The organism is Streptomyces sp. Ru72 (assembly GCF_002920635.1).
GTDB lineage: Bacteria > Actinomycetota > Actinomycetes > Streptomycetales > Streptomycetaceae > Streptomyces.
The window spans coordinates 47777-65935 of sequence record NZ_PQSR01000002.1; the positions used below are offsets into that span (position 1 = coordinate 47777).

An 18159-nucleotide genomic window follows, 5' to 3' on the forward strand; every position below is an offset into this window, starting at 1 on the left:
GGGGTCGGTATGCGTATCAGGGGCATGGGGAAGTCGCTCGTCGCCGTCACCGGGGCCGCCGTGCTCCTCCTGGCCGCCGGCTGCACGGCGCAGCCGGGGGACGCGGGCGGCGGGGACGGCGGGAACCGTTCGCCGGTGCACATCGAGGTCCCGCGCACCCCGTCCGCCGCCGGGCGCACCGCGTCCGGGGACGGCGCGCCGAGCACCGCCGCCCCTGCCCCGGAGCCCTCGCCCGCCACCCTGTGGCGGCGCGGCGACTCGGGCCGCGGGGTGCGCGAGCTGCAGGCCCGGCTGCGTCAGGTCGACTGGCTGTTCGACGGCCCGACGGGGACGTACGACGACCTGACCGAGAACGCCGTCAGGGGTTTCCAGGGCAAGCGCGGATTGCCCCGTACGGGTGAGGTCGACTCCGCCACCTGGCGGCGGTTGCTGGCCATGACGCACGAGCCCGGCACATGGGAGCTGTACCTGATGGGCGGACAGCCGGCCGGGGCCCCGGACCGGCGCTGTATGACGGGCCGGGTGCTGTGCATCAGCAAGACGAGCCGCACGTTGCGCTGGATGGTGGACGGACGGACGCTCTCGACGATGGCGGTGCGCTTCGGCACGGAATACACCCCGACCCGCGAAGGTGTGTTCCGCGTCTACTGGAAGTCACGCGACCACGTGTCCACGCTCTACCACTCGCCGATGCCGTACGCGATGTTCTTCAGCGGCGGTCAGGCGGTGCACTACTCGTACGACTTCGCGGCGCGCGGCTATGCCGGAGGCTCGCACGGATGTGTGAACGTACGGGACGAGTCGGCGATCGCGGCGCTGTTCGCCCAGGTGCGGGTCGGCGACAAGGTCGTCGTCTACTGGTAGACGCCTGAAGGAGGATGTGGGGCGCGGGCGGGACCGGGGGAACGTGTCCCGCCCGCGCCGGTGCACGAGCCGTGGGTACGGGGGGAACCCCGGCTCCGTGCGACGGCCGATGACCAGTCGGCTCACTCAGTACTGCGCCACGGCGGCCGAAAGTGTCACACCTCCGGCGAAGAATTTTTCAGGAGAGGCGAAACCGCAGCTCAGCGCGGCAGTGGCGACGGCTCAGTGGTTCTCGGCGGAGCCCAGGGCGCTGTACGTCGGGCTCGGGGACGCCGTGCGCGTCGGCGCGGCCCCGACCAGACCGCGGGGTGCGGTGGGCACAGGGGCGACCGGCGCTATGTGGCCTTCGCCGTCACCGCCGTCACCGCCGTGGCCGCCCTGGTCGCCGCCACCGCCGCTGCTCCCTTTCCCGCCGCTGTCCCCTTTTCCGCCGCCGCCGTTCCCGTCGCGGCCCTTGCCGCTCCCGTCCTGGCCGGAACCCTCGTCGCCGCCGCCCAGGACCCCCTTGCAGTACGCCTTCACGCGGCCGCTGCCGCCCGCCGCGGCCGCCAGGTCGCGCAGCCGCTCGGGACCGAGGACCTTGCCTCCGGCCATGTCACGGCAGGACGAGCGCACCTCGGTCCACCGGTCACCGGTCGGCCCGTCCGCGCGGTTGCCGGGGTCGCCGGGCCGGCCGGTCGCGGTCGAGCCGTCGCGTGCCTCGTCGCGCGAGGAGCCGTCCCGCCCCGGTGTACCGGACGTGCCGCCCGGCGTCACGGACGGGCCCCCGGTTCCCGCCGTGCCGGGGGTCGCAGTGACCGACGGCTGAGGGGACGTCAGCGCCGGCGACACGGACGCGGCCGGCCCCGGGGCGTCGCGGAACGGAGTCGGCAGCATTCCGGTTCCGGCGGCCACCGCGACGCCGCCGATCATCCCGGCGGCCACCGTGGCGGCCAGCCCGAAGCGCACCGTGCGCCACCGGCGGGCCCGCCGCCCACCCGCCTCGGAACGACCGAGACGAACGAGTCCGGCGTCGGCATTGGCGGGCCCGCCTGCCGCCCGGGCGAGGTCGCGAGCCTGGGAGAGAGCGGCGGGCTGCGGGTGGCGCACCGCCCCGTTGTCGTTCCGGGCCGCACGGGCGGCCCGGAACGCGGCCACCGCGGCCTCCTCACCCGGGAGTTCCTCGCTGGTCGAAGCGGGTGCGGCGGCCAGAGCGGCGAGTGCTTCGGCGAGCCGTTCGGCGCGGGCACGCACCTCGGCGTCGACGGGGGCCGGGGGCTCTCCGCGCAGCAGACGCTCCGCCGCGTCCCTGTCCAGCCACCTGTCCTGCTCGTCGGCCATCACATGTCCTTCTGCGTCCGCGAACGCGTATGCGTCACACCGGCGGACGACACCGCACGTCTGTGCGCATCTCGCTGGGGAGGCATGGCGCCGAGCGCGCCAGCCGATTCCGGATCCGTGTCCGGATTCACTTCGAGCAACTCCGCGAGCCGCTTGAGACCGCGGTGCGCCGCCGTGCGGACGGCTCCCGGACGCTTGCCGAGCGTCTCGGCGGCGGTCTTGGCGTCGAGACCCACGACCACCCGCAGCACCACGGCCTCCGCCTGGTCCTGCGGAAGCTGGGCGATGAGGGAGAGCGTGCGGCCGGTTGCCAGGGCCTCGATGGCCTCCCCGGCCGTGTCGGACTCGGCGGGCTTCCCGGTCAGTTCCGTCTCGTCGCCGCCGATCGCGGGGCGGCGGCCGCGCATCCGTATGTGGTCGAGGGCGCGGTTGCGGGCGATACGGGCCGCCCAGCCGCGGAACCGGTCGGCATCGCCGCTGAACCGGTCCAGGTCACGGGCGATCTGCAGCCACGCCTCGGAGGTGACGTCCTCCGCGTCCGGGTCTCCGACCAGCGTGCGCACATACCCGAGCAGCCGCGGATGCACCGCGCGGTACACGGTACGGAAAGCGGTCTCGTCCCCCTCCTGTGCCGCACGCACCGCGGCCGTCAGCTCCGCGTCGTCCCCCAGCACCCGAACTGCCCCTCTGTGCGCCTGATCCGGCACCGCTCGCGCGCGCCGGGTTCTCGCCGTCGTGATTCCTCGTCCTGCCTGTGGTCTTCAGGCCGCTCGTGGTCTGCGGCGGTTGCATCACCCGTTATTGCTGATCGTCGCGGTCGGCGCGAAAGGCACGTTACGGCCTGAAACCGCTCTGCGTCCACGCCCGCACGACGTGCAACCAACCCGTGACGCGGCGAGGTGTGACAGAAAACGCATCCACGGCGCTGTAGAGAGTGACGGGCCGCCGCGCGGCCCGTACCGCGCGACGGCCGGGGCCTCTCCTGTGGGGGGTGGCGGCCCCGGCCGTTGCTTCGCGGCATCGGCCCGCCGCCCGGACAACGCAAGCACGAGCCACCGGAGTGTCCGGGAAGGCGGCACGGGGGCGCGGGATTACTTGTTCGAGGGCGGCTCGAGGGCCTGGATTACCTGTTCTTCCCGCGGGCCTTGGCGGCCTTCTTGGCCTGGTCCCCGGGCACGGGAGTGCGGGAAGCCGCGGGAACCCTGCCCGCCTTGCCCGCCTCGCCGGATTCGCCGGACTTGCCCGATTCGATGTCGCCCTGTGCCAACTGCTCGGCGCAGTAGGCGGCGACCTTCTGTTCACCGCCGGCGGCCTCGACGAGCCGCTGCCATGCCGTCGAGCCGATGGCGTTGCCACGGTTGTCCACCTGCTCGTAGGCGCGGCAATGGGCCTCGGTGTCCTGGGCGGTGTCCGGGCGGCCGGGAGAGACGGAGGTGTCCGTCACAGGGGACGTCGCCGGATCCGGCGCCCCGCTCCACCGACCCGGGGCGCTCGGCGACGGCTGCCGCCGCCCGTGACCGTCGTCCCCGCCGCCGAAGGAGCCGCCCGGGCCGATCGCCGCGAACGCGACTCCGCCGAGGGTCAGTCCGGCGAGCAACAGGCAGACCACGGCCTTCGCCGACGACCGCGCACGCCGGCGCCCGTGCGCCCGCCAGTCGTCCCTGCGCCGGGTCCGCGCCCGGGGCGCGCCGGCCTCCCGGACGGCCCGGAACGCGGCCACCGCCCTCTGTTCGGCCTCTGGGTCCAGGGCGCACTCGCGCAGCGCGGCGGCGAGCAGCGCCTCCAGCGCGGTACTCCCGGCCGCGCCGGCGGAGGTGGAGGCGGTACCGCCGGGGTGCACGCGCCGACGGCCGAAGACCTGGCCGTCGCTGTGCCGTTCACCCATGTCCACACCCATCTCCGCCCGGCCGCCGGCCCGGTCGTCGTGTCCGCCGCCGCTGCCGCTCACTTCGACTCACCCAGCGTCCCGGGGCCGTCATCCGTCACACCCCGGTCTTCCGCGCCCTCGACGCGAAGCCTGCGGGCCAGACGCTTCAGGCCCCGGTGGGCCGCGGTGCGCACCGCACCGGGCCGCTTGCCGAGGACGCGGGCGGCGGCGGGGCCGTCCAGGCCGACGACCACACGCAACAGCACGGCCTCGGCCTGGTCGCGCGGCAGTCCACGGATGAGTTCCAGGGCGTGCTCCGTGGAGATGGACTCCAGCGCCTCGTCATGGGTGCTGTGGGCGCCCGGCAGTTCGAGTGCCTCCTGTTCCAGCCCCGACGAACGGGGCCGTACCCGGCGGCGGCGCAGGTGGTCGAGCGCGCGGTGCCGGGCGATGGTCGCCGTCCAGCCGCGGAAACCCGCCCCGTCGCCCTTGAACCGCCCCAGGTCCCGGGCGATCTCCAGCCAGGCGTCGGAGGCCACGTCCTCCGCCTCGTCCGCGACGAGACCGCGCAGATACCCGACCAGCCCCGGCTGCACGATCCGGTACGCCACCGCGAAGGCGGCTTCGTCCCCCTGCTGGGCCCGCGCGACCGCAGCGCCCAGCTCCGCGTCGTACGGGTGTACGCGGCGCGGTTCCCCTCCCTGACCCAAGACTGTCCTCGCCCCATGCCGAGTTCGCGGCGGGTTTGTGTGTAACACCCACGATCATCAGCGCCGGGGCTCACAGAAATGTCACAGCTCGTCAGGCGGCAGCCGGGCGCGGGCCCGCCCGTGCGGCGTCGGCCGGTCCGTCCACGCCTCGTCGTACTGCGGGACGAGGTGTCGTCGGTGAGCGGTACGCGAACTCACGCCGATCCTCGAGCGGTTGCGCACGGCCGGCGTCCGGGCGCCCGAGAGCCAGGCCCCGGTGGAGCGCGTCGAGGAGGTGCTCTCCCCCGGCCGACGGACCTCGGGTGGAACCTCGGCCGGCTGCGACGGCCGCGACAGACGCTCAGACCGTCTTGCTCGCCGCGTCCCGGCACAGCAGCCGCAGCGAGCCGTCGCCGTGGAAGCAGCGGCGGGCCTCGTCGATGGGGTCCCACAGGCGGCCGTCCGGTGTGCGCACCCAGTGGTCGCCGCCGGACGACCACCACTCGCCGCCGGTCAGCCGGACCACCACCTCGCCCGCGTACGCCCCGAACCCGCGCATCACGGGCTCCACGGCGGCGTACGGCGGGCTCTGACGGCTTATCTCCTCGATCGTCCGGTCCACACGCCACAGGCTCTGCGCCGAGTAGTCGAGCCGCAGCCGGGCGCCCTCGCGCATGGCCGCGACGGCGTCGGCGGCCCAGCGGACGGGCTTCGTGGCGGCGTGGGGCCTGGTCACCTGAGTTGCGTTCACACCCGGAAGAGCGCCCTCCACCGCCGTCGCGTCACGCCGTCCTGAGGGGGTCCCCGACACCGGCGCAGGACCGCCCCACCGCACCACAGGACGGTCACAGGATCCTTGCAGCGGAAGGGGTTTACGAGGCTGTCGCCTCCGCGGCTACGAGCGGCCCCGTGCGCGCCGGGACACCACGGCCCGCAGCACCCGGCGCCCCTCGGTCGACACGTCGAGGGCCCGGCGCAGTCCGCCCGCGCCGTGGTCCCTGACCAGCTCCAGGACGGCGACCTGGCGTCGCAGTTCCGCGGCGACGAGCGGCGGCATGCGGTCCGTACGGCCCTCGCGGCGGGCCGCGACCGGGGCGTCGTCGTCGGCGGGGTCCAGCAACCGGTGGATCTGCAGCGCGGCCACCGAGCAGGCGTCGGCCCACCGGCGCAGGGCGTCGGCGGACGGCTCGGCGGGGACCGCCTCGAGCATGCGGCGGGCGAGGCGGGCGGCCTCGGCCTCGGAGGTGCACTCGGCGTCCGCCTCGGAGTCCTCCCCGGCCGCCAGCTCGGAGCGCGCCTTGGCGAGCCGCTGCTCCCAGTCGTGGCCCTCGACGAGGCTCGCCCACAGCGGCCGCAGGACCTCGTCGTCGCCTCCGAGGAGCGGCACACACCGGTCCAAACAAGCCAGTCCGCTCGCCGCGAGTGCCCGTTCGTCGGCCTGCGCGATCAGGTCCACCAGGCTCATCAAGCCTCCTCGAAACGCCTCGTCGGGGGCGCCTCATCCGTACGGAGCCCGCATCTTCCCTTACTGCGTGCGACGGACCGGGAGTGTCACAGTCACACCAGGGGGAGCTGTCGAGGCGTTCGAGGAGGGTATTTTCGGCCATCGAGCCTGCCCGAGGGGGCGTTTCATCCCAGCCGGCCCGCCAGCGCCTTGAACTGGGTCCAGGACAGCGACGGGGTCCGCGAGTCCCACAGCTTCTGCGCCGTGGCCCGCAGCGGCATCCGGATCCCGGCCGCCACCTGGTCCTGCGTCTGGGCGGTCGGACGGTCGCTCCAGACGGCGAAGACGCCGCCGAGGATCTGCCCGTCGTACCGCGCGGGCACCGCCGTCGTGCCCCGCAGGACCCGCGGGGTCCACTGTTCGTAGATCCGCTGCCCGGTGGGGTAGACGAAGGTCTGCGGCTGGCCGAGCACGTAGTAGAGGTACTCGTCGTTGTAGTTGATCACCTTGCGGCCCGCGCCCAGGTAGTCGGTCGGCGGCCGGGCGCCCAGCTCCTTGCCGGTCCAGTACGCGACCTCGAGGTCCCCGGCCGGCTGCACGGAGCTCGCCCGGTAGAAGCCGTCGTTCCAGGCCCGCATGGTCCTGCCGTGCCCGCGCATCACGTTCGCGCGGTCGTTCAGCCAGCCGGTCGCGAGGTCGGCGACGCCCGCCTTCGGACCGAACCGGGCCCGCGCGGCGGCGGCGAGCTGCGGGTAGGAGGCGGCCGGATCGCGCGCCATCAGCGCCAGGTACTCGTCGCCGCCGAGGTGCCAGTACGCGCCGGGGAACACGCCCGAGAACTCGTTCAGCAAATCGTCGACGATCTTCGCCGCCGCGGGCTTGGAGATGTCGACCGCCCCGCGCGTGGCGACGCCGGAGGCGTTGCGCAGCTGGATGTCGGGGTGGGCGGCGATGACGGCGCCGAGGTGGCCGGGCGAGTCGATCTCGGGCACCACGGTGATGTGCCGACTCGCCGCGAGATCGACGATCCTCTTCACCTCGGCCTTGCCGAGGTGCTGCTTGGAGACGATCTCCGGGTGCGAGGAGGACTCGATGCGGAAGCCCTGGTCGTCGGAGAGGTGCAGACCCAGTTCGTTGTACTTCAGGTCGCCCAGCTCACGTATGCGGTCCTCGATCCAGCCGGCCGTGTAGTACTTGCGGGCGATGTCGAGCATGAACCCGCGCCGCGGCTTGGCGGGCGCGTCGTTCACGACGCCCTCGGGCGCGGTTCCGCCGCCGTGCACTTCCTGCTTGAGGGTGCGGGTGCCGTAGAAGACGCCGGCCTCGCCGGGCCCGGTGATCTTCACCCGCCCGTTCGCGACGGTCAGCGTGTACGACTCCTGGTTGCCGCTGCCGGCCAGGCCCAGCTCCACGTCACCGGCGCCGGCGCCGGCGCCGGTCTGCCCGCCGTACGCCATGCCCAGCTCCCCGGCGAGCAGCCGCCCCTCGTCCGCGAGCTGAGCGTTGTCGACCACCACCCGGTGCCCGGATGCGGGCCGCCAGCCCGGGCCCCGCGCCGCGGTGAACCGGCTGACGGCGGGGATGGTGCGGGGCGGCTGCGAGAGGGGGTAGGAGCGGGATGGGACGGAGCGGGCGGAGCCCGTGGACGCCGCCGACGTGCCCACGGAGGCCCCGGCCCCGTTCGGCGAGCCGCCACCGGAGGGCCACAGCGTCACGGCCGCCGCCACACCGCCCGCCACCACGATCCCGGTGGTCGCCAGCAGCAACCTGGTGCGCCGTACGTGCGTCCTCCCCTCGGGGACCCGCCTGCGGCCGGTCACCAAGCCACATCCGTTTCGACACCGTGGCACGCGCGCACCGTGCTCCTCCGCATGCGTATGCGTATCGGTACTCGCCCGACCTTGGACCGCAAGCGACTCACCTCCACACTCTGCCCCCCTGCCGTTCCTTCCGAAGCTACGACCACCGTCCCGCCCACGTGTCCACGAAAGGTCCGGAAACTCTCCCATCCGGGTGAAATCCGGGCAGCGACTGGACGCCGACCCGACCGCCGTCGCTAACGTGGCGGCGCATTTCTCACACGATCCCCTGCCGACCCGCACGTGGCGCGCACGAGCCGTCACGCCAGCCGCCGAGGACCCACGCTGCCCGCGCACCGTCTACCGCACCTCCCCGGCCACACCGCCCTCCCGGCGCAGCACCGCACCGAGGCCGCCACGGGCCTCGCGCGGTTCAACCGCGCACCGGCCGACGACGTCCGGCGTGCCCTGCTCACCTGCTGCCGCAGCCTGCGCTGGGCCCACCGGGTCGCCGAGCACCGCCCCTACCCGGACCTCGACTCCCTACTCGCGGCGGCCGACGAGGCGACGTACGACCTCACCCCCGTGGACCTCGCCGAGGCCCTGGCCGGAGAATCCCTCGCCCCGCTCCCCGACGGCACGTACTCCGCCGCCCACACCGCCCTGAGCGCGGCCCACGCGGCGTACGAGAGCAAATTCGGCCATGTGTTCATCATCTGCCTGGACGAGGTGGCGCCGGACGAGCTGCTGGACCAGCTCCTCGCGGCCATCCGATCACGATTGGCGAACGATCCCGAGGAGGAACGGGTCCTGGCGACAGAGGAACTGCGCCGCCTGGCGAGGGGGAGACTGACCCGCCTGGTACGGGACTTTTCCGACCAACCCGTACAGCCCCGCACCCCGTAGGTGCACGGGGATGTGACGGCACGCGGCTCCGCCACACGGGCGCGAACAACTACGAACCGCCCGCATCCGGCAGAAAACAAGCAGCCCCGTCCCGGCAGCCGCCCGGCCGATGAGCCATCCGTGCTCGTTTGAGTGCCTGATTGATCACACCCGCAGGCCCCCCGTAAGCGCCGCAGGCAACCGTCGCTACCATGCTGGGGGCCGGTGGACCGTACCCGGCCGGGCCCGACCGACACAGAAAGCCGGCGCGGCCCTAGTCCCCGCTCCCGGAGGGTTCTTCCGTGCCGGCTGGAACGCTGTACCGCGGCCGGGAAGGAATGTGGTCCTGGGTGGCTCACCGAGTCACCGGCGTCCTCATCTTCTTCTTCCTGTTCGTACACGTGCTGGACACCGCACTCGTCCGTGTCTCCCCGGAGGCCTACGACAAGGTCGTGGCCACGTACAAGACACCGATCGTCGCGATTCTGGAGTACGGCCTCGTCGCCGCCATCCTCTTCCACGCGCTCAACGGCCTCCGCGTCATCGCGGTCGACTTCTGGTCGAAGGGCCCGCGCTACCAGAAGCAGATGCTCTGGACCGTCGTCGGAGTCTGGGTCGTGCTGATGCTCGGGGCGATCTACCCCGTCCTCGGCCACGCCGCTCGTGAACTCTTCGGGAGCTGACGCGTATGTCCACCACTGAAACCACCACCTCCGGCATCGGCCCCGTCGAGGGTGCCTCGCTGTACGACGTCGACAACCCGGCGCCGGTCATCGAGCCGCCCCGCAAGCGGACGAAGAAGACCCCGAAGTCGACCCGCGGCAACTTCGAGATGTACGGCTGGCTGTTCATGCGCCTGTCCGGCATCGTGCTGGTCGTCCTGGTCATCGGCCACCTGCTCATCCAGCTCGTGCTGGACGGCGGCGTCTCCAAGATCGGCTTCGCCTTCGTGGCCGGCCGCTGGGCCTCCCCGTGGTGGCAGGTCTGGGACCTGACCATGCTGTGGCTCGCGATGCTGCACGGCGCCAACGGCCTGCGCACGGTCATCAACGACTACGCCGAGCGGACGAACACGCGGCTGTGGCTGAAGGGCCTGCTGTACACCGCCACGGTGTTCACCATCCTGCTGGGCACGCTGGTGATCTTCACCTTCGACCCGAACATCCGCTAGGCACGGGGCTGCGAGAATCATGAAGATCCACAAGTACGACACCGTCATCGTCGGCGCCGGTGGCGCGGGCATGCGCGCCGCGATCGAGGCGACGAAGCGCAGCCGCACCGCCGTGCTGACCAAGCTCTACCCCACCCGCTCCCACACGGGCGCCGCGCAGGGCGGCATGGCCGCCGCGCTCGCCAACGTGGAGGAGGACAACTGGGAGTGGCACACCTTCGACACGGTCAAGGGCGGCGACTACCTGGTCGACCAGGACGCCGCCGAGATCCTGGCGAAGGAGGCCATCGACTCCGTCCTCGACCTGGAGAAGATGGGCCTGCCGTTCAACCGCACCCCGAACGGCACCATCGACCAGCGCCGCTTCGGCGGTCACAGCCGCAACCACGGCGAGGCCCCGGTCCGCCGCTCCTGCTACGCGGCCGACCGCACCGGCCACATGATCCTCCAGACGCTGTACCAGAACTGCGTGAAGGAGGGCGTGGAGTTCTTCAACGAGTTCTACGTCCTGGACCAGCTGATCACCGAGGTCGACGGCGTCAAGCGCTCGGCCGGTGTGGTGGCGTACGAGCTGGCGACCGGCGAGATCCACATCTTCCAGGCGAAGGCCGTGATCTACGCCTCCGGCGGCTGCGGCAAGTTCTTCAAGGTGACGTCGAACGCGCACACGCTGACCGGTGACGGCCAGGCGGCGGTGTACCGGCGGGGCATCCCGCTGGAGGACATGGAGTTCTTCCAGTTCCACCCGACCGGCATCTGGCGCATGGGCATCCTCCTGACCGAGGGTGCGCGCGGTGAGGGCGGCATCCTGCGCAACAAGGACGGCGAGCGCTTCATGGAGAAGTACGCGCCGGTCATGAAGGACCTCGCCTCCCGTGACGTCGTCTCCCGCTCCATCTACACGGAGATCCGCGAGGGCCGCGGCTGCGGTCCCGAGGGTGACCACGTCTACCTGGACCTCACCCACCTGCCGCCGGAGCAGCTGGACGCCAAGCTGCCCGACATCACCGAGTTCGCCCGCACGTACCTCGGCATCGAGCCGTACACGGACCCGATCCCGATCCAGCCGACCGCGCACTACGCGATGGGCGGCATCCCGACGAACGTCCAGGGTGAGGTCCTCGCGGACAACACCACGGTCGTCCCGGGCCTGTACGCGGCCGGCGAGGTCGCCTGCGTGTCGGTGCACGGCGCGAACCGCCTCGGCACCAACTCGCTGCTGGACATCAACGTCTTCGGTCGCCGCGCGGGCATCGCCGCCGCCGAGTACTCCCGGACGGCGGACTTCGTCGAGCTGCCGGAGAACCCGGAGGAACTCGTCGTCGCGCAGATCGAGCGGCTGCGCAACTCCACGGGCAGCGAGCGCGTGGCGGAGCTGCGTCGTGAGCTGCAGGAGACCATGGACGCCAACGTCATGGTGTTCCGCACCGAGCAGACGATCAAGACGGCGGTCGAGAAGATCGCCGAGCTCAAGGAGCGCTACAAGAACGTGGCGATCCAGGACAAGGGCAAGCGGTTCAACACGGACCTGCTGGAGGCCGTCGAGCTGGGCAACCTGCTCGACCTCGCCGAGGTCATGGCGGTCTCCGCACTGGCCCGCAAGGAGTCCCGCGGCGGTCACTACCGCGAGGACTACCCGAACCGCGACGACGTCAACTTCATGCGCCACACCATGGCGTACCGCGAGGTGGGCGACGACGGCACCGAGTCCATCCGTCTCGACTACAAGCCGGTCGTCCAGACCCGCTACCAGCCGATGGAGCGTAAGTACTGATGGCTACCCCTGTTCTGGACAAGGCCGAGGCGAGCGCTTCGGGCTCGGCAGCGTCCCCCTACATCACGGTCACCTTCCGCGTCCGCCGCTTCAACCCGGAGGTCTCCTCCGAGGCGACCTGGCAGGACTTCCAGCTGGAGATCGACCCCAAGGAGCGCGTCCTCGACGGTCTGCACAAGATCAAGTGGGACCTGGACGGGTCGCTGACCTTCCGCCGCTCCTGCGCGCACGGCATCTGCGGCTCGGACGCCATGCGGATCAACGGCAAGAACCGCCTCGCGTGCAAGACGCTGATCAAGGACATCAACCCGGAGAAGCCGATCACGATCGAGCCCATAAAGGGCCTGACGGTCCTGAAGGACCTGGTCGTGGACATGGAGCCGTTCTTCCAGGCGTACCGGGACGTGATGCCGTTCCTGATCACCAAGGAGACGAACGAGCCGACGCGCGAGCGTCTGCAGTCGGCCGAGGACCGCGAGCGCTTCGACGACACGACGAAGTGCATCCTGTGCGCCGCCTGCACGACCTCCTGCCCGGTGTTCTGGAACGACGGCCAGTACTTCGGCCCGGCGGCCATCGTCAACGCGCACCGCTTCATCTTCGACTCGCGTGACGAGGCCGGCGAGCAGCGGCTGGAGATCCTGAACGACAAGGACGGCGTGTGGCGCTGCCGCACGACGTTCAACTGCACGGACGCGTGCCCGCGCGGCATCGAGGTCACGAAGGCGATCCAGGAGGTGAAGCGGGCACTGATCACCCGCCGCCTCTGAGGTTCGTCGCGCACGACGCCTGAGGGCCCCGTTCCGCTGGGAACGGGGCCCTCGGGCGTGTGGGACACGATCGGGTGAACATGATCGTCAGGGACGTGGGGCGCCTTCGGGCCTACGATGATGCTCTCGGCACCACCCACTGGAGGCAGTGATGTCAGCAGCTCCCGTCGAGTGGCCACACGACGAGCGGCCACTGACGGCCCTGGCCGACGAGATCATGGAGCGCCATCCGGGGTACCACGTCGAGATCATCGGAGGCCAGCTCCTCGTGACCCCGTCCCCGGACGCTCAGCACTCCTTCGTCCTGACCGACCTCACCGTCCCGTTCATCGCGGCAGGACTCCACGGCCAGAAGACCAAGGTCGGGCAGAACATCGGCATCTGGCTCCCCGACGGCGCCGAGGACTTCGCCACCCCCGACCTGTGCGTCGTAGACGCCGACATCGACGATCACCACATCGAGAGGAACTGCTACGACCCCGCGGTCTTCCTCCTCGTCCTTGAGGTGACATCCAGCAACTGGAAGACCGACCTCCAGACCAAGGTCACCGCCTACGCCAACGCCAAAGTCCCGGTCTACGTGATCGTGGATCGCAAACACAACCGCCTCCACGTCCTGACCGATCCGGCGCAGGACGACTACGCCGTCCACCGCGTCCACGCCCCCGGCGAAGTGGTGACCCTCCCCGACTCCATCGGCGCGCACGTCACCCTGGACGTCGCCGAGATCCTGAAGGCCGGCCGGCAGAAGGCCGAGTAGGCCCCCGCCTCCTCAGCCCCGCAGTACCCGCCCCTGCTTGTCCGTGCGGTCGTTGCTCGTCAGGAACAGGATGCCGTCGATCAGCGCCCAGATGCCGAGGCCGCCGCAGGTGAACAGCTGGGCGATGCCCACGCCGACCGAGCCGACGTAGAAGCGGCCGATGCCGAGGCTGCCCAGGAAGATCTGCAGGATGCCGGCGACGATCTTGGACTTGTCGGAGTACGGGCGGCCCTGCGGGTCGACGCCGTAGGGAGCCTCGGGGGTGGGGACGGTCATGGGACTGCTCCTGGAAGTGCCGTAGCGGATCACGGAGAACCGGAATGGTTGACTCCGGAATAAGGCAAGGAGGGATCCCGCCGCGAAGATGGAATGAGAGTTCCGACCGGGATCCGGCCGGAGATCTTCTGTCGTCGTCCCCCTGCGAGCTGGGAGCTTAGGTAAAGGAAGCGCAAGGGCGGGAGAGGGTGTGAATGATTGTTCCTGTTCCGTGATCAAATCCGGACAGGCGGCGGCCACATCAAGCCGAAGCCACTCAACTCCCGCCTGTCAGAAGACGTTACGGACCACTGTCCACACCACCGCAAGCCCTAGGACCAGCACCTGTGCCCGTGTGCTCAGTTGTGGCTGCCAGCGACGGCCGCGCAGCCCTTCGACCGCCCAACGGCCCAGCATGGCGAGGGCGTACGGCGAGGCGAGGAGCAGTGCCCGGTTGTCCAGCCATGCCTCGGTGAAGTGACCGTGCATCAGGTCGTACACCATGCGGGTGCCGCCGCAGGCCGGGCAGAGCAGGCCCGTCAGGAGCCGGAACGGGCACTGGGGCAGCAGGTGCCCGGGCTGGTGCGGATCGGTGACGTACAGATAGCCGGCCCCGGCCGCCCCGGCGGCGAGTACCGCCAGGGGCGCCGCCGCCGGATGCCGCAGTACGGACTGGGGAGACATAGCGTCCTCAGCCGCGCAGGACGCGGCCCTGGGAGTCGGTCTGGTTGCTGCCCGTCAGCAGGATGATGCCGTCGATCAGCGCCCAGATCCCGAAGCCGCCGCAGGTGAAGAGCTGGGCGAGGCCCAGCCCGACGTTGCCGATGTAGAAGCGCCCGACGCCGAAGCCGCCGAGGACGAACTGCAGCACACCGGCGACGACCTTCGACTTGTCGGAGTAGGGGCGGCCGTAGGGGTCGTAGCCGTACGGGGCGTTGGGGTCGCCGGTGTACATCCCGGGCGGCACGGCGCCAGGCACAGACCCGTACTGCGGATACCCGTACTGGGGATACCCGGGCGGCGGGCCCGGGGGCTGGTTCGGGTACCCGTAACCGTAGGGACCGGGCTGCTGCGGCTGTTCGCTCAAGGACTGCTCCTGGGACCGGTTGCGGGGAGCCCCGCGAAGATGCGACAAGACGAGAAATGAGCCCGGTCATCATGCCCGAGAAGCCCCCGAGCACAGAAGCCGGGGCGGCGCAGCAGTGAGTTGAACATGTTCAAAAACAGGTCTACAGTCAGACACGCCAGCGTTTTGAACGCGTTCAAGAAGGGTGGGGGACATGGACCTCACGGTCATCGCCTACGTCATCTATCTGCTGGTCAGCATCGCCCTGACCGTCTGGGTGGCCCGCACGCTGAGCCGCAACGGCCGGATCTTCCTCGCCGACGTGCTGCGCGGGAACGAGAAGCTCGCCGATGCGGTCAACCACCTCCTGGTGGTCGGCTTCTACCTCGTCAACCTCGGTTTCGTCGCCCTGTACCTGAACGGTGACGACACCATTGCCGACATCCGCGGCGTCTTCGAGGCCCTGTCGACCAAGCTCGGCGTGGTGCTGCTGGTGCTCGGCGTGATGCACCTCGGCAACGTCTTCGTGCTCAACAAGATCCGTCGGCGCGGAGTGATGGAGCGGGAGCAGATGCCGCCGGTCGCGCCCCAGGACTGGGTCGCGCCCTCGGCCGGGGCGTGAGCGGCGTGCGGGCCACGGCGGACCGGGACGCCGCGCGCGTCCCGGTCCGCGGGCTCACCGTCCTGTACGACGCCGAGTGCTCCCTGTGCACCTACGTGCGCGACTGGCTGGTGCGGCAGGCGCAGTTGGTGCCGCTGCGGCTGGTGCCGGCGGCCTCCGAGGAGGCCCGCCGGCTCTTCCCCGGACTCGACCACCGCGCCACACTCGACGAGATCACCGTCGTGGCCGACGCGGGGCAGGTCTACCGGGGCGCCGCCGCCTGGGTCGTCACCCTGTGGGCCCTGCGCGAGCACCGGCCCCTCGCCCACCGGCTGAGCACACCGGCGGGAGCCAGGGTCGCCCGGGGCGCGGTGCTGGCGGCCGCCAAGTGGCGCGGGGCACAGTGGGGCGGCCGGACCTACTCCCGCAGCGACGGGTGGGCGTACGACCCGAGGTGGGGGTGGACGTACAGCGGCCCCGGCTGTGACGGCGGCGCCTGCGCCACTGACTAGGCTCTTGGGCGTGTCCGCGAAGAACGACGGCCCCGGCGAGGGCGTGACCCCGAGCAAGTCCGAGCAGACCCGTGCGCTGATTCTCCAGACGGCGATGCGGCTGTTCCAGGAGCGCGGCTACGAGAAGACCACCATGCGGGCGATCGCCAAGGAGGCCGGGGTCTCCGTCGGCAACGCGTACTACTACTTCGACGGCAAGGAACACCTGATCCAGGGGTTCTACGACCGGATCGCCGCCGAGCACCAGGCGGCGGTCCGGGAGGTCCTGGCACGGGAGACCGATCTGGAGGCGCGGCTCGCGGGTGTGCTGAGGGCCTGGCTGGACATCGCCACGCCCTACCACGAGTTCGCCGTGCAGTTCTTCAAGAACGCCGCCGATCCCGACAGCCCGCTCAGCCCGTTCTCCCCCGAGTCGGAACACGCGCGCACCGAGGCCATCGGCGTCCACCGGCAGGTGCTGGCGGGGTCGAAGGCGAAGGTGCCCGAGGAACTGCGCGACGTGCTGCCCGAGTTGATGTGGCTCGCGCAGATGGGACTAGTCCTGTACTGGATCTTCGACCGCACCGAGGGGCGCGAGCGCAGCTACCGGCTCGCCGAGCGCGGTGCCCGTCTCACCGCGCGCGGCGTCTCACTGGCCCGCTTCCGGGTGCTGCGGCCCCTCGTCCAGGAGGTGCACGAGCTGTTCACGGACTTCCTGCCGGGCATGACGAAGGCGCTTCCGGACCCGGCGCGAGGAAGAACCCGCTGACGCGATGAAGAACCCGCCGACGCGAGGATCCGCGGCGGTCAGATCCAGTTCAGGCGCCACAGACGGAAGACACCCGTGCCGTCCGACAGGTACTGGCCGCCGCCGACGTCCTCGCTGTTGACCACGTACTCCTTGCGCTGCCACAGCGGGATCAGCGGGACGTCCTGCGCCACGATCTCCTGGATGTGCTGGAAGTCGTCGGCGGTCCGGCTGCGGTCGGAGTAGCGCTGGCTGTCCAGGATCAGACCGTCGACCTGCTTGTTGCTGTAGCCGTTCTTCATGCTGTTGCCGGTGCCGACGAGCGGGGCCGTGAAGGTGTCGGGGTCGGGGAAGTCGGCGACCCAGCCGACGGCGTACGCGTCGAGCTTGCCGCTCGCGTACCGCTCCTGGAAGTCGGTCCACTCGTAGCCCTTGACGTCCACCGTGAACAGTCCGGTCGCCTCCAGTTGCCGCTTGAGGTCGGCGGCCTCCTCGGCGGCGGCGCCACGGCCCTGCGCGTAGCCGTAGGTGAAGTGGACGGGGACGCTCACGCCCGCGGCGGTGAGCAGGGCGCGGGCCTTCTTGGTGTCGGGCTTGGGGTAGGCGTCGAAGAACGACGTGGTGTGACCCGTGATACCCGCCGGGATCAGCGAGTACAGCGGGTCCGTCGTCCCCTCGTAGACGGTGCTGACGAGTTCCTCGCGGTTGATGACCGCGGCGATGGCCTGACGGACACGGCGGTCGTGCAGCGGTGAGCCGGCGGAGGTGTTCAGGACGAGGTTGCGGATCTCCGCGCTGTCGGCCTCGGTGACGCGCTGGCCGGGGTCGCTCGGCGAGAGGTTGGCCAGCACGGAGGGCGGCAGCTGGCGGGTGGCGACATCGACGTCCTTCGCCTTCCACGCCTTCTCCAGGGCGGCGGGGTCGGCGTAGTACCGCAGCTCGATGGGCCGGCCGGTTTCCTTCACGTCGCCCTTGTAGTGCTTGTTCGGGGCGAGGTCGGCCTTCTTGTCCTTCGTGTACGACGTCAGGGTGTACGGCCCGGTCCCGTCGACACCGTTGTCGGTGCGCAGCTTGTCCTGCGGGTACTTGGTGCGGTCGACGATGGAGCCGGCGCCGGTGGCCACTTTGAACGGGAAGGTCGCGTCCGGCGTGGACAGGTGGAAGGTCACGGTCAGCCCGTTCGCGTCCACCGAGTGGAGGGTGTCGAGCAGGGTCGCGGGACCGACGTCGGAGTTGATCCGCTTGACCCGGTCGAAGGAGTACTTGACGTCTTCGGCGGTCATGGTGCGCCCGCTGGGGAACGTGACGTCCTTGCGCAGCGTGCAGCGGTACGTCTTCAGGTCCGTGCCCACGAACCCGCAGCTCTGCGCGGCGTCCGGCACCGGTTCCACACCGTCCGGTTCGAAGGTCAGCAGTGACTGGAAAACGCTGCTGAACAAGGCCCACGATCCGGCGTCATAGGCCCCCGCCGGATCGAGCGACGTGACGGCGTCCGTCGTCCCGACCGTGATGGTCCTGTTGGTGTTCTCCTTGGCCGGCAGCAACTGCCACCCGCCCACTCCCGCGCCTGCCAACACCAGCACAGCCGCGAGAACCCGCATGCGAACCGATCGCATCGGCGCCCCTCCCCAGGCCCTCAGCGCATACCACTCCCC

The 18159-nt window shown here is 70.9% G+C and carries 21 protein-coding genes; 10 read left to right on the top strand and 11 right to left on the bottom strand.

What is annotated here, in order from left to right:
• The first annotated feature begins 9 nt into the window (after positions 1–9).
• On the top strand, positions 10–864 hold the full coding sequence (locus C3488_RS01335) for a L,D-transpeptidase family protein (protein ID WP_258053244.1): 855 nt from the start codon (positions 10–12) through the stop codon (positions 862–864).
• 222 nt (positions 865–1086) lie between these two features.
• Here the strand turns inward: C3488_RS01335 and C3488_RS01340 are convergent, their stop codons facing one another.
• From C3488_RS01340 to C3488_RS01370, 7 genes are all read right to left on the bottom strand, one after another.
• Positions 1087–2184, bottom strand: a complete 1098-nt coding sequence (locus C3488_RS01340; protein WP_103837425.1) for a hypothetical protein — start codon at positions 2182–2184, stop codon at positions 1087–1089.
• Positions 2184–2858, bottom strand: a complete 675-nt coding sequence (locus C3488_RS01345) for an RNA polymerase sigma factor (protein ID WP_103837426.1) — start codon at positions 2856–2858, stop codon at positions 2184–2186. The genes C3488_RS01340 and C3488_RS01345 overlap by 1 nt, the downstream gene beginning before the upstream one ends.
• A 449-nt stretch (positions 2859–3307) precedes the next feature.
• Entirely contained in the window at positions 3308–4132 is an 825-nt protein-coding gene (locus C3488_RS40020) for a hypothetical protein (protein WP_258053245.1), read from the bottom strand.
• Entirely contained in the window at positions 4129–4761 is a 633-nt protein-coding gene (locus C3488_RS01355) for an RNA polymerase sigma factor (RefSeq protein WP_103837427.1), read from the bottom strand. Before C3488_RS01355 ends, C3488_RS40020 begins: the two co-directional genes overlap by 4 nt.
• A 340-nt stretch (positions 4762–5101) precedes the next feature.
• Positions 5102–5476 (bottom strand): hypothetical protein, encoded by a 375-nt coding sequence (locus tag C3488_RS01360; RefSeq protein ID WP_374955388.1) that lies wholly within the window; start codon positions 5474–5476, stop codon positions 5102–5104.
• Between the two features lie 159 nt (positions 5477–5635).
• Complete coding sequence (locus tag C3488_RS01365) at positions 5636–6205, bottom strand: hypothetical protein (RefSeq protein WP_103837429.1); 570 nt, start codon at positions 6203–6205, stop codon at positions 5636–5638.
• Positions 6206–6369: 164 nt separating this feature from the next.
• The gene (locus C3488_RS01370; protein WP_103837430.1) at positions 6370–7950 is read right to left on the bottom strand and encodes a glycoside hydrolase family 20 protein; all 1581 of its coding nucleotides are present in this window, start codon (positions 7948–7950) and stop codon (positions 6370–6372) included.
• A 336-nt stretch (positions 7951–8286) separates the two neighbouring features.
• Here C3488_RS01370 and C3488_RS01375 point away from each other — a divergent pair, with 336 nt between their 5' ends.
• The 6 genes from C3488_RS01375 (at position 8287) to C3488_RS01400 (ending at position 13343) form a co-directional block, all read left to right on the top strand.
• Positions 8287–8889 (top strand): 2-oxo-4-hydroxy-4-carboxy-5-ureidoimidazoline decarboxylase, encoded by a 603-nt coding sequence (locus C3488_RS01375; protein ID WP_103837431.1) that lies wholly within the window; start codon positions 8287–8289, stop codon positions 8887–8889.
• A 281-nt stretch (positions 8890–9170) separates the two neighbouring features.
• A complete protein-coding gene (gene sdhC / locus C3488_RS01380; RefSeq protein WP_103837432.1) occupies positions 9171–9551 on the top strand; it encodes a succinate dehydrogenase, cytochrome b556 subunit in 381 nt (126 codons plus the stop codon).
• A gap of 5 nt (positions 9552–9556) precedes the next feature.
• Positions 9557–10039, top strand: coding sequence for a succinate dehydrogenase hydrophobic membrane anchor subunit (locus C3488_RS01385; protein ID WP_103837433.1), 483 nt, complete (start codon positions 9557–9559; stop codon positions 10037–10039).
• A 19-nt stretch (positions 10040–10058) separates the two neighbouring features.
• Positions 10059–11813, top strand: a complete 1755-nt coding sequence (gene sdhA / locus C3488_RS01390) for a succinate dehydrogenase flavoprotein subunit (protein ID WP_103837434.1) — start codon at positions 10059–10061, stop codon at positions 11811–11813.
• Positions 11813–12583 (top strand): succinate dehydrogenase iron-sulfur subunit, encoded by a 771-nt coding sequence (locus tag C3488_RS01395; protein WP_103837435.1) that lies wholly within the window; start codon positions 11813–11815, stop codon positions 12581–12583. The genes sdhA and C3488_RS01395 overlap by 1 nt, the downstream gene beginning before the upstream one ends.
• Positions 12584–12734: 151 nt before the next feature.
• Positions 12735–13343 carry a Uma2 family endonuclease gene (locus tag C3488_RS01400; protein WP_103837436.1) on the top strand — a complete coding sequence of 203 codons (609 nt, stop codon included), beginning with the start codon at positions 12735–12737 and terminating at the stop codon, positions 13341–13343.
• A 12-nt stretch (positions 13344–13355) separates the two neighbouring features.
• Here the strand turns inward: C3488_RS01400 and C3488_RS01405 are convergent, their stop codons facing one another.
• The 3 genes from C3488_RS01405 to C3488_RS01415 all read right to left on the bottom strand — a co-directional run bounded on the left by C3488_RS01405 (position 13356) and on the right by C3488_RS01415 (position 14685).
• A complete protein-coding gene (locus C3488_RS01405; protein WP_103837437.1) occupies positions 13356–13619 on the bottom strand; it encodes a TM2 domain-containing protein in 264 nt (87 codons plus the stop codon).
• A 270-nt stretch (positions 13620–13889) separates the two neighbouring features.
• Positions 13890–14282, bottom strand: coding sequence for a DUF2752 domain-containing protein (locus C3488_RS01410; RefSeq protein ID WP_103837438.1), 393 nt, complete (start codon positions 14280–14282; stop codon positions 13890–13892).
• Positions 14283–14289: 7 nt separating this feature from the next.
• Positions 14290–14685 carry a TM2 domain-containing protein gene (locus C3488_RS01415; protein WP_103837439.1) on the bottom strand — a complete coding sequence of 132 codons (396 nt, stop codon included), beginning with the start codon at positions 14683–14685 and terminating at the stop codon, positions 14290–14292.
• A 193-nt stretch (positions 14686–14878) separates the two neighbouring features.
• Here C3488_RS01415 and C3488_RS01420 point away from each other — a divergent pair, with 193 nt between their 5' ends.
• Genes C3488_RS01420 through C3488_RS01430 form a run of 3 tightly spaced genes read left to right on the top strand, consistent with a single transcriptional unit; the run spans position 14879 to position 16525 of the window.
• The gene (locus C3488_RS01420) at positions 14879–15286 is read left to right on the top strand and encodes a hypothetical protein (protein ID WP_103837440.1); all 408 of its coding nucleotides are present in this window, start codon (positions 14879–14881) and stop codon (positions 15284–15286) included.
• Positions 15283–15777 carry a thiol-disulfide oxidoreductase DCC family protein gene (locus C3488_RS01425; RefSeq protein WP_103837441.1) on the top strand — a complete coding sequence of 165 codons (495 nt, stop codon included), beginning with the start codon at positions 15283–15285 and terminating at the stop codon, positions 15775–15777. Before C3488_RS01420 ends, C3488_RS01425 begins: the two co-directional genes overlap by 4 nt.
• A gap of 10 nt (positions 15778–15787) precedes the next feature.
• On the top strand, positions 15788–16525 hold the full coding sequence (locus C3488_RS01430; RefSeq protein ID WP_103837559.1) for a TetR/AcrR family transcriptional regulator: 738 nt from the start codon (positions 15788–15790) through the stop codon (positions 16523–16525).
• A 38-nt stretch (positions 16526–16563) separates the two neighbouring features.
• On the opposite strand, the gene C3488_RS01435 is transcribed toward C3488_RS01430, so the two are convergent.
• On the bottom strand, positions 16564–18120 hold the full coding sequence (locus C3488_RS01435; protein ID WP_103837442.1) for an ABC transporter substrate-binding protein: 1557 nt from the start codon (positions 18118–18120) through the stop codon (positions 16564–16566).
• Between the last annotated feature and the right edge of the window lie 39 nt (positions 18121–18159).

Bases quoted from the DNA above. Each gene is read 5' to 3' on its own strand.
- C3488_RS01340 (WP_103837425.1), bottom strand. From the start codon at position 2,184: ATGGCCGACGAGCAGGACAGGTGGCTGGACAGGGACGCGGCGGAGCGT.
- C3488_RS01420 (WP_103837440.1), top strand. From the start codon at position 14,879: ATGGACCTCACGGTCATCGCCTACGTCATCTATCTGCTGGTCAGCATC.
- C3488_RS01385 (WP_103837433.1), top strand. From the start codon at position 9,557: ATGTCCACCACTGAAACCACCACCTCCGGCATCGGCCCCGTCGAGGGT.
- C3488_RS01435 (WP_103837442.1), bottom strand. From the start codon at position 18,120: ATGCGATCGGTTCGCATGCGGGTTCTCGCGGCTGTGCTGGTGTTGGCA.
- C3488_RS01365 (WP_103837429.1), bottom strand. From the start codon at position 6,205: ATGAGCCTGGTGGACCTGATCGCGCAGGCCGACGAACGGGCACTCGCG.
- C3488_RS01335 (WP_258053244.1), top strand. From the start codon at position 10: ATGCGTATCAGGGGCATGGGGAAGTCGCTCGTCGCCGTCACCGGGGCC.
- C3488_RS01410 (WP_103837438.1), bottom strand. From the start codon at position 14,282: ATGTCTCCCCAGTCCGTACTGCGGCATCCGGCGGCGGCGCCCCTGGCG.
- C3488_RS01405 (WP_103837437.1), bottom strand. From the start codon at position 13,619: ATGACCGTCCCCACCCCCGAGGCTCCCTACGGCGTCGACCCGCAGGGC.
- sdhA (WP_103837434.1), top strand. From the start codon at position 10,059: ATGAAGATCCACAAGTACGACACCGTCATCGTCGGCGCCGGTGGCGCG.
- C3488_RS01395 (WP_103837435.1), top strand. From the start codon at position 11,813: ATGGCTACCCCTGTTCTGGACAAGGCCGAGGCGAGCGCTTCGGGCTCG.
- C3488_RS01400 (WP_103837436.1), top strand. From the start codon at position 12,735: ATGTCAGCAGCTCCCGTCGAGTGGCCACACGACGAGCGGCCACTGACG.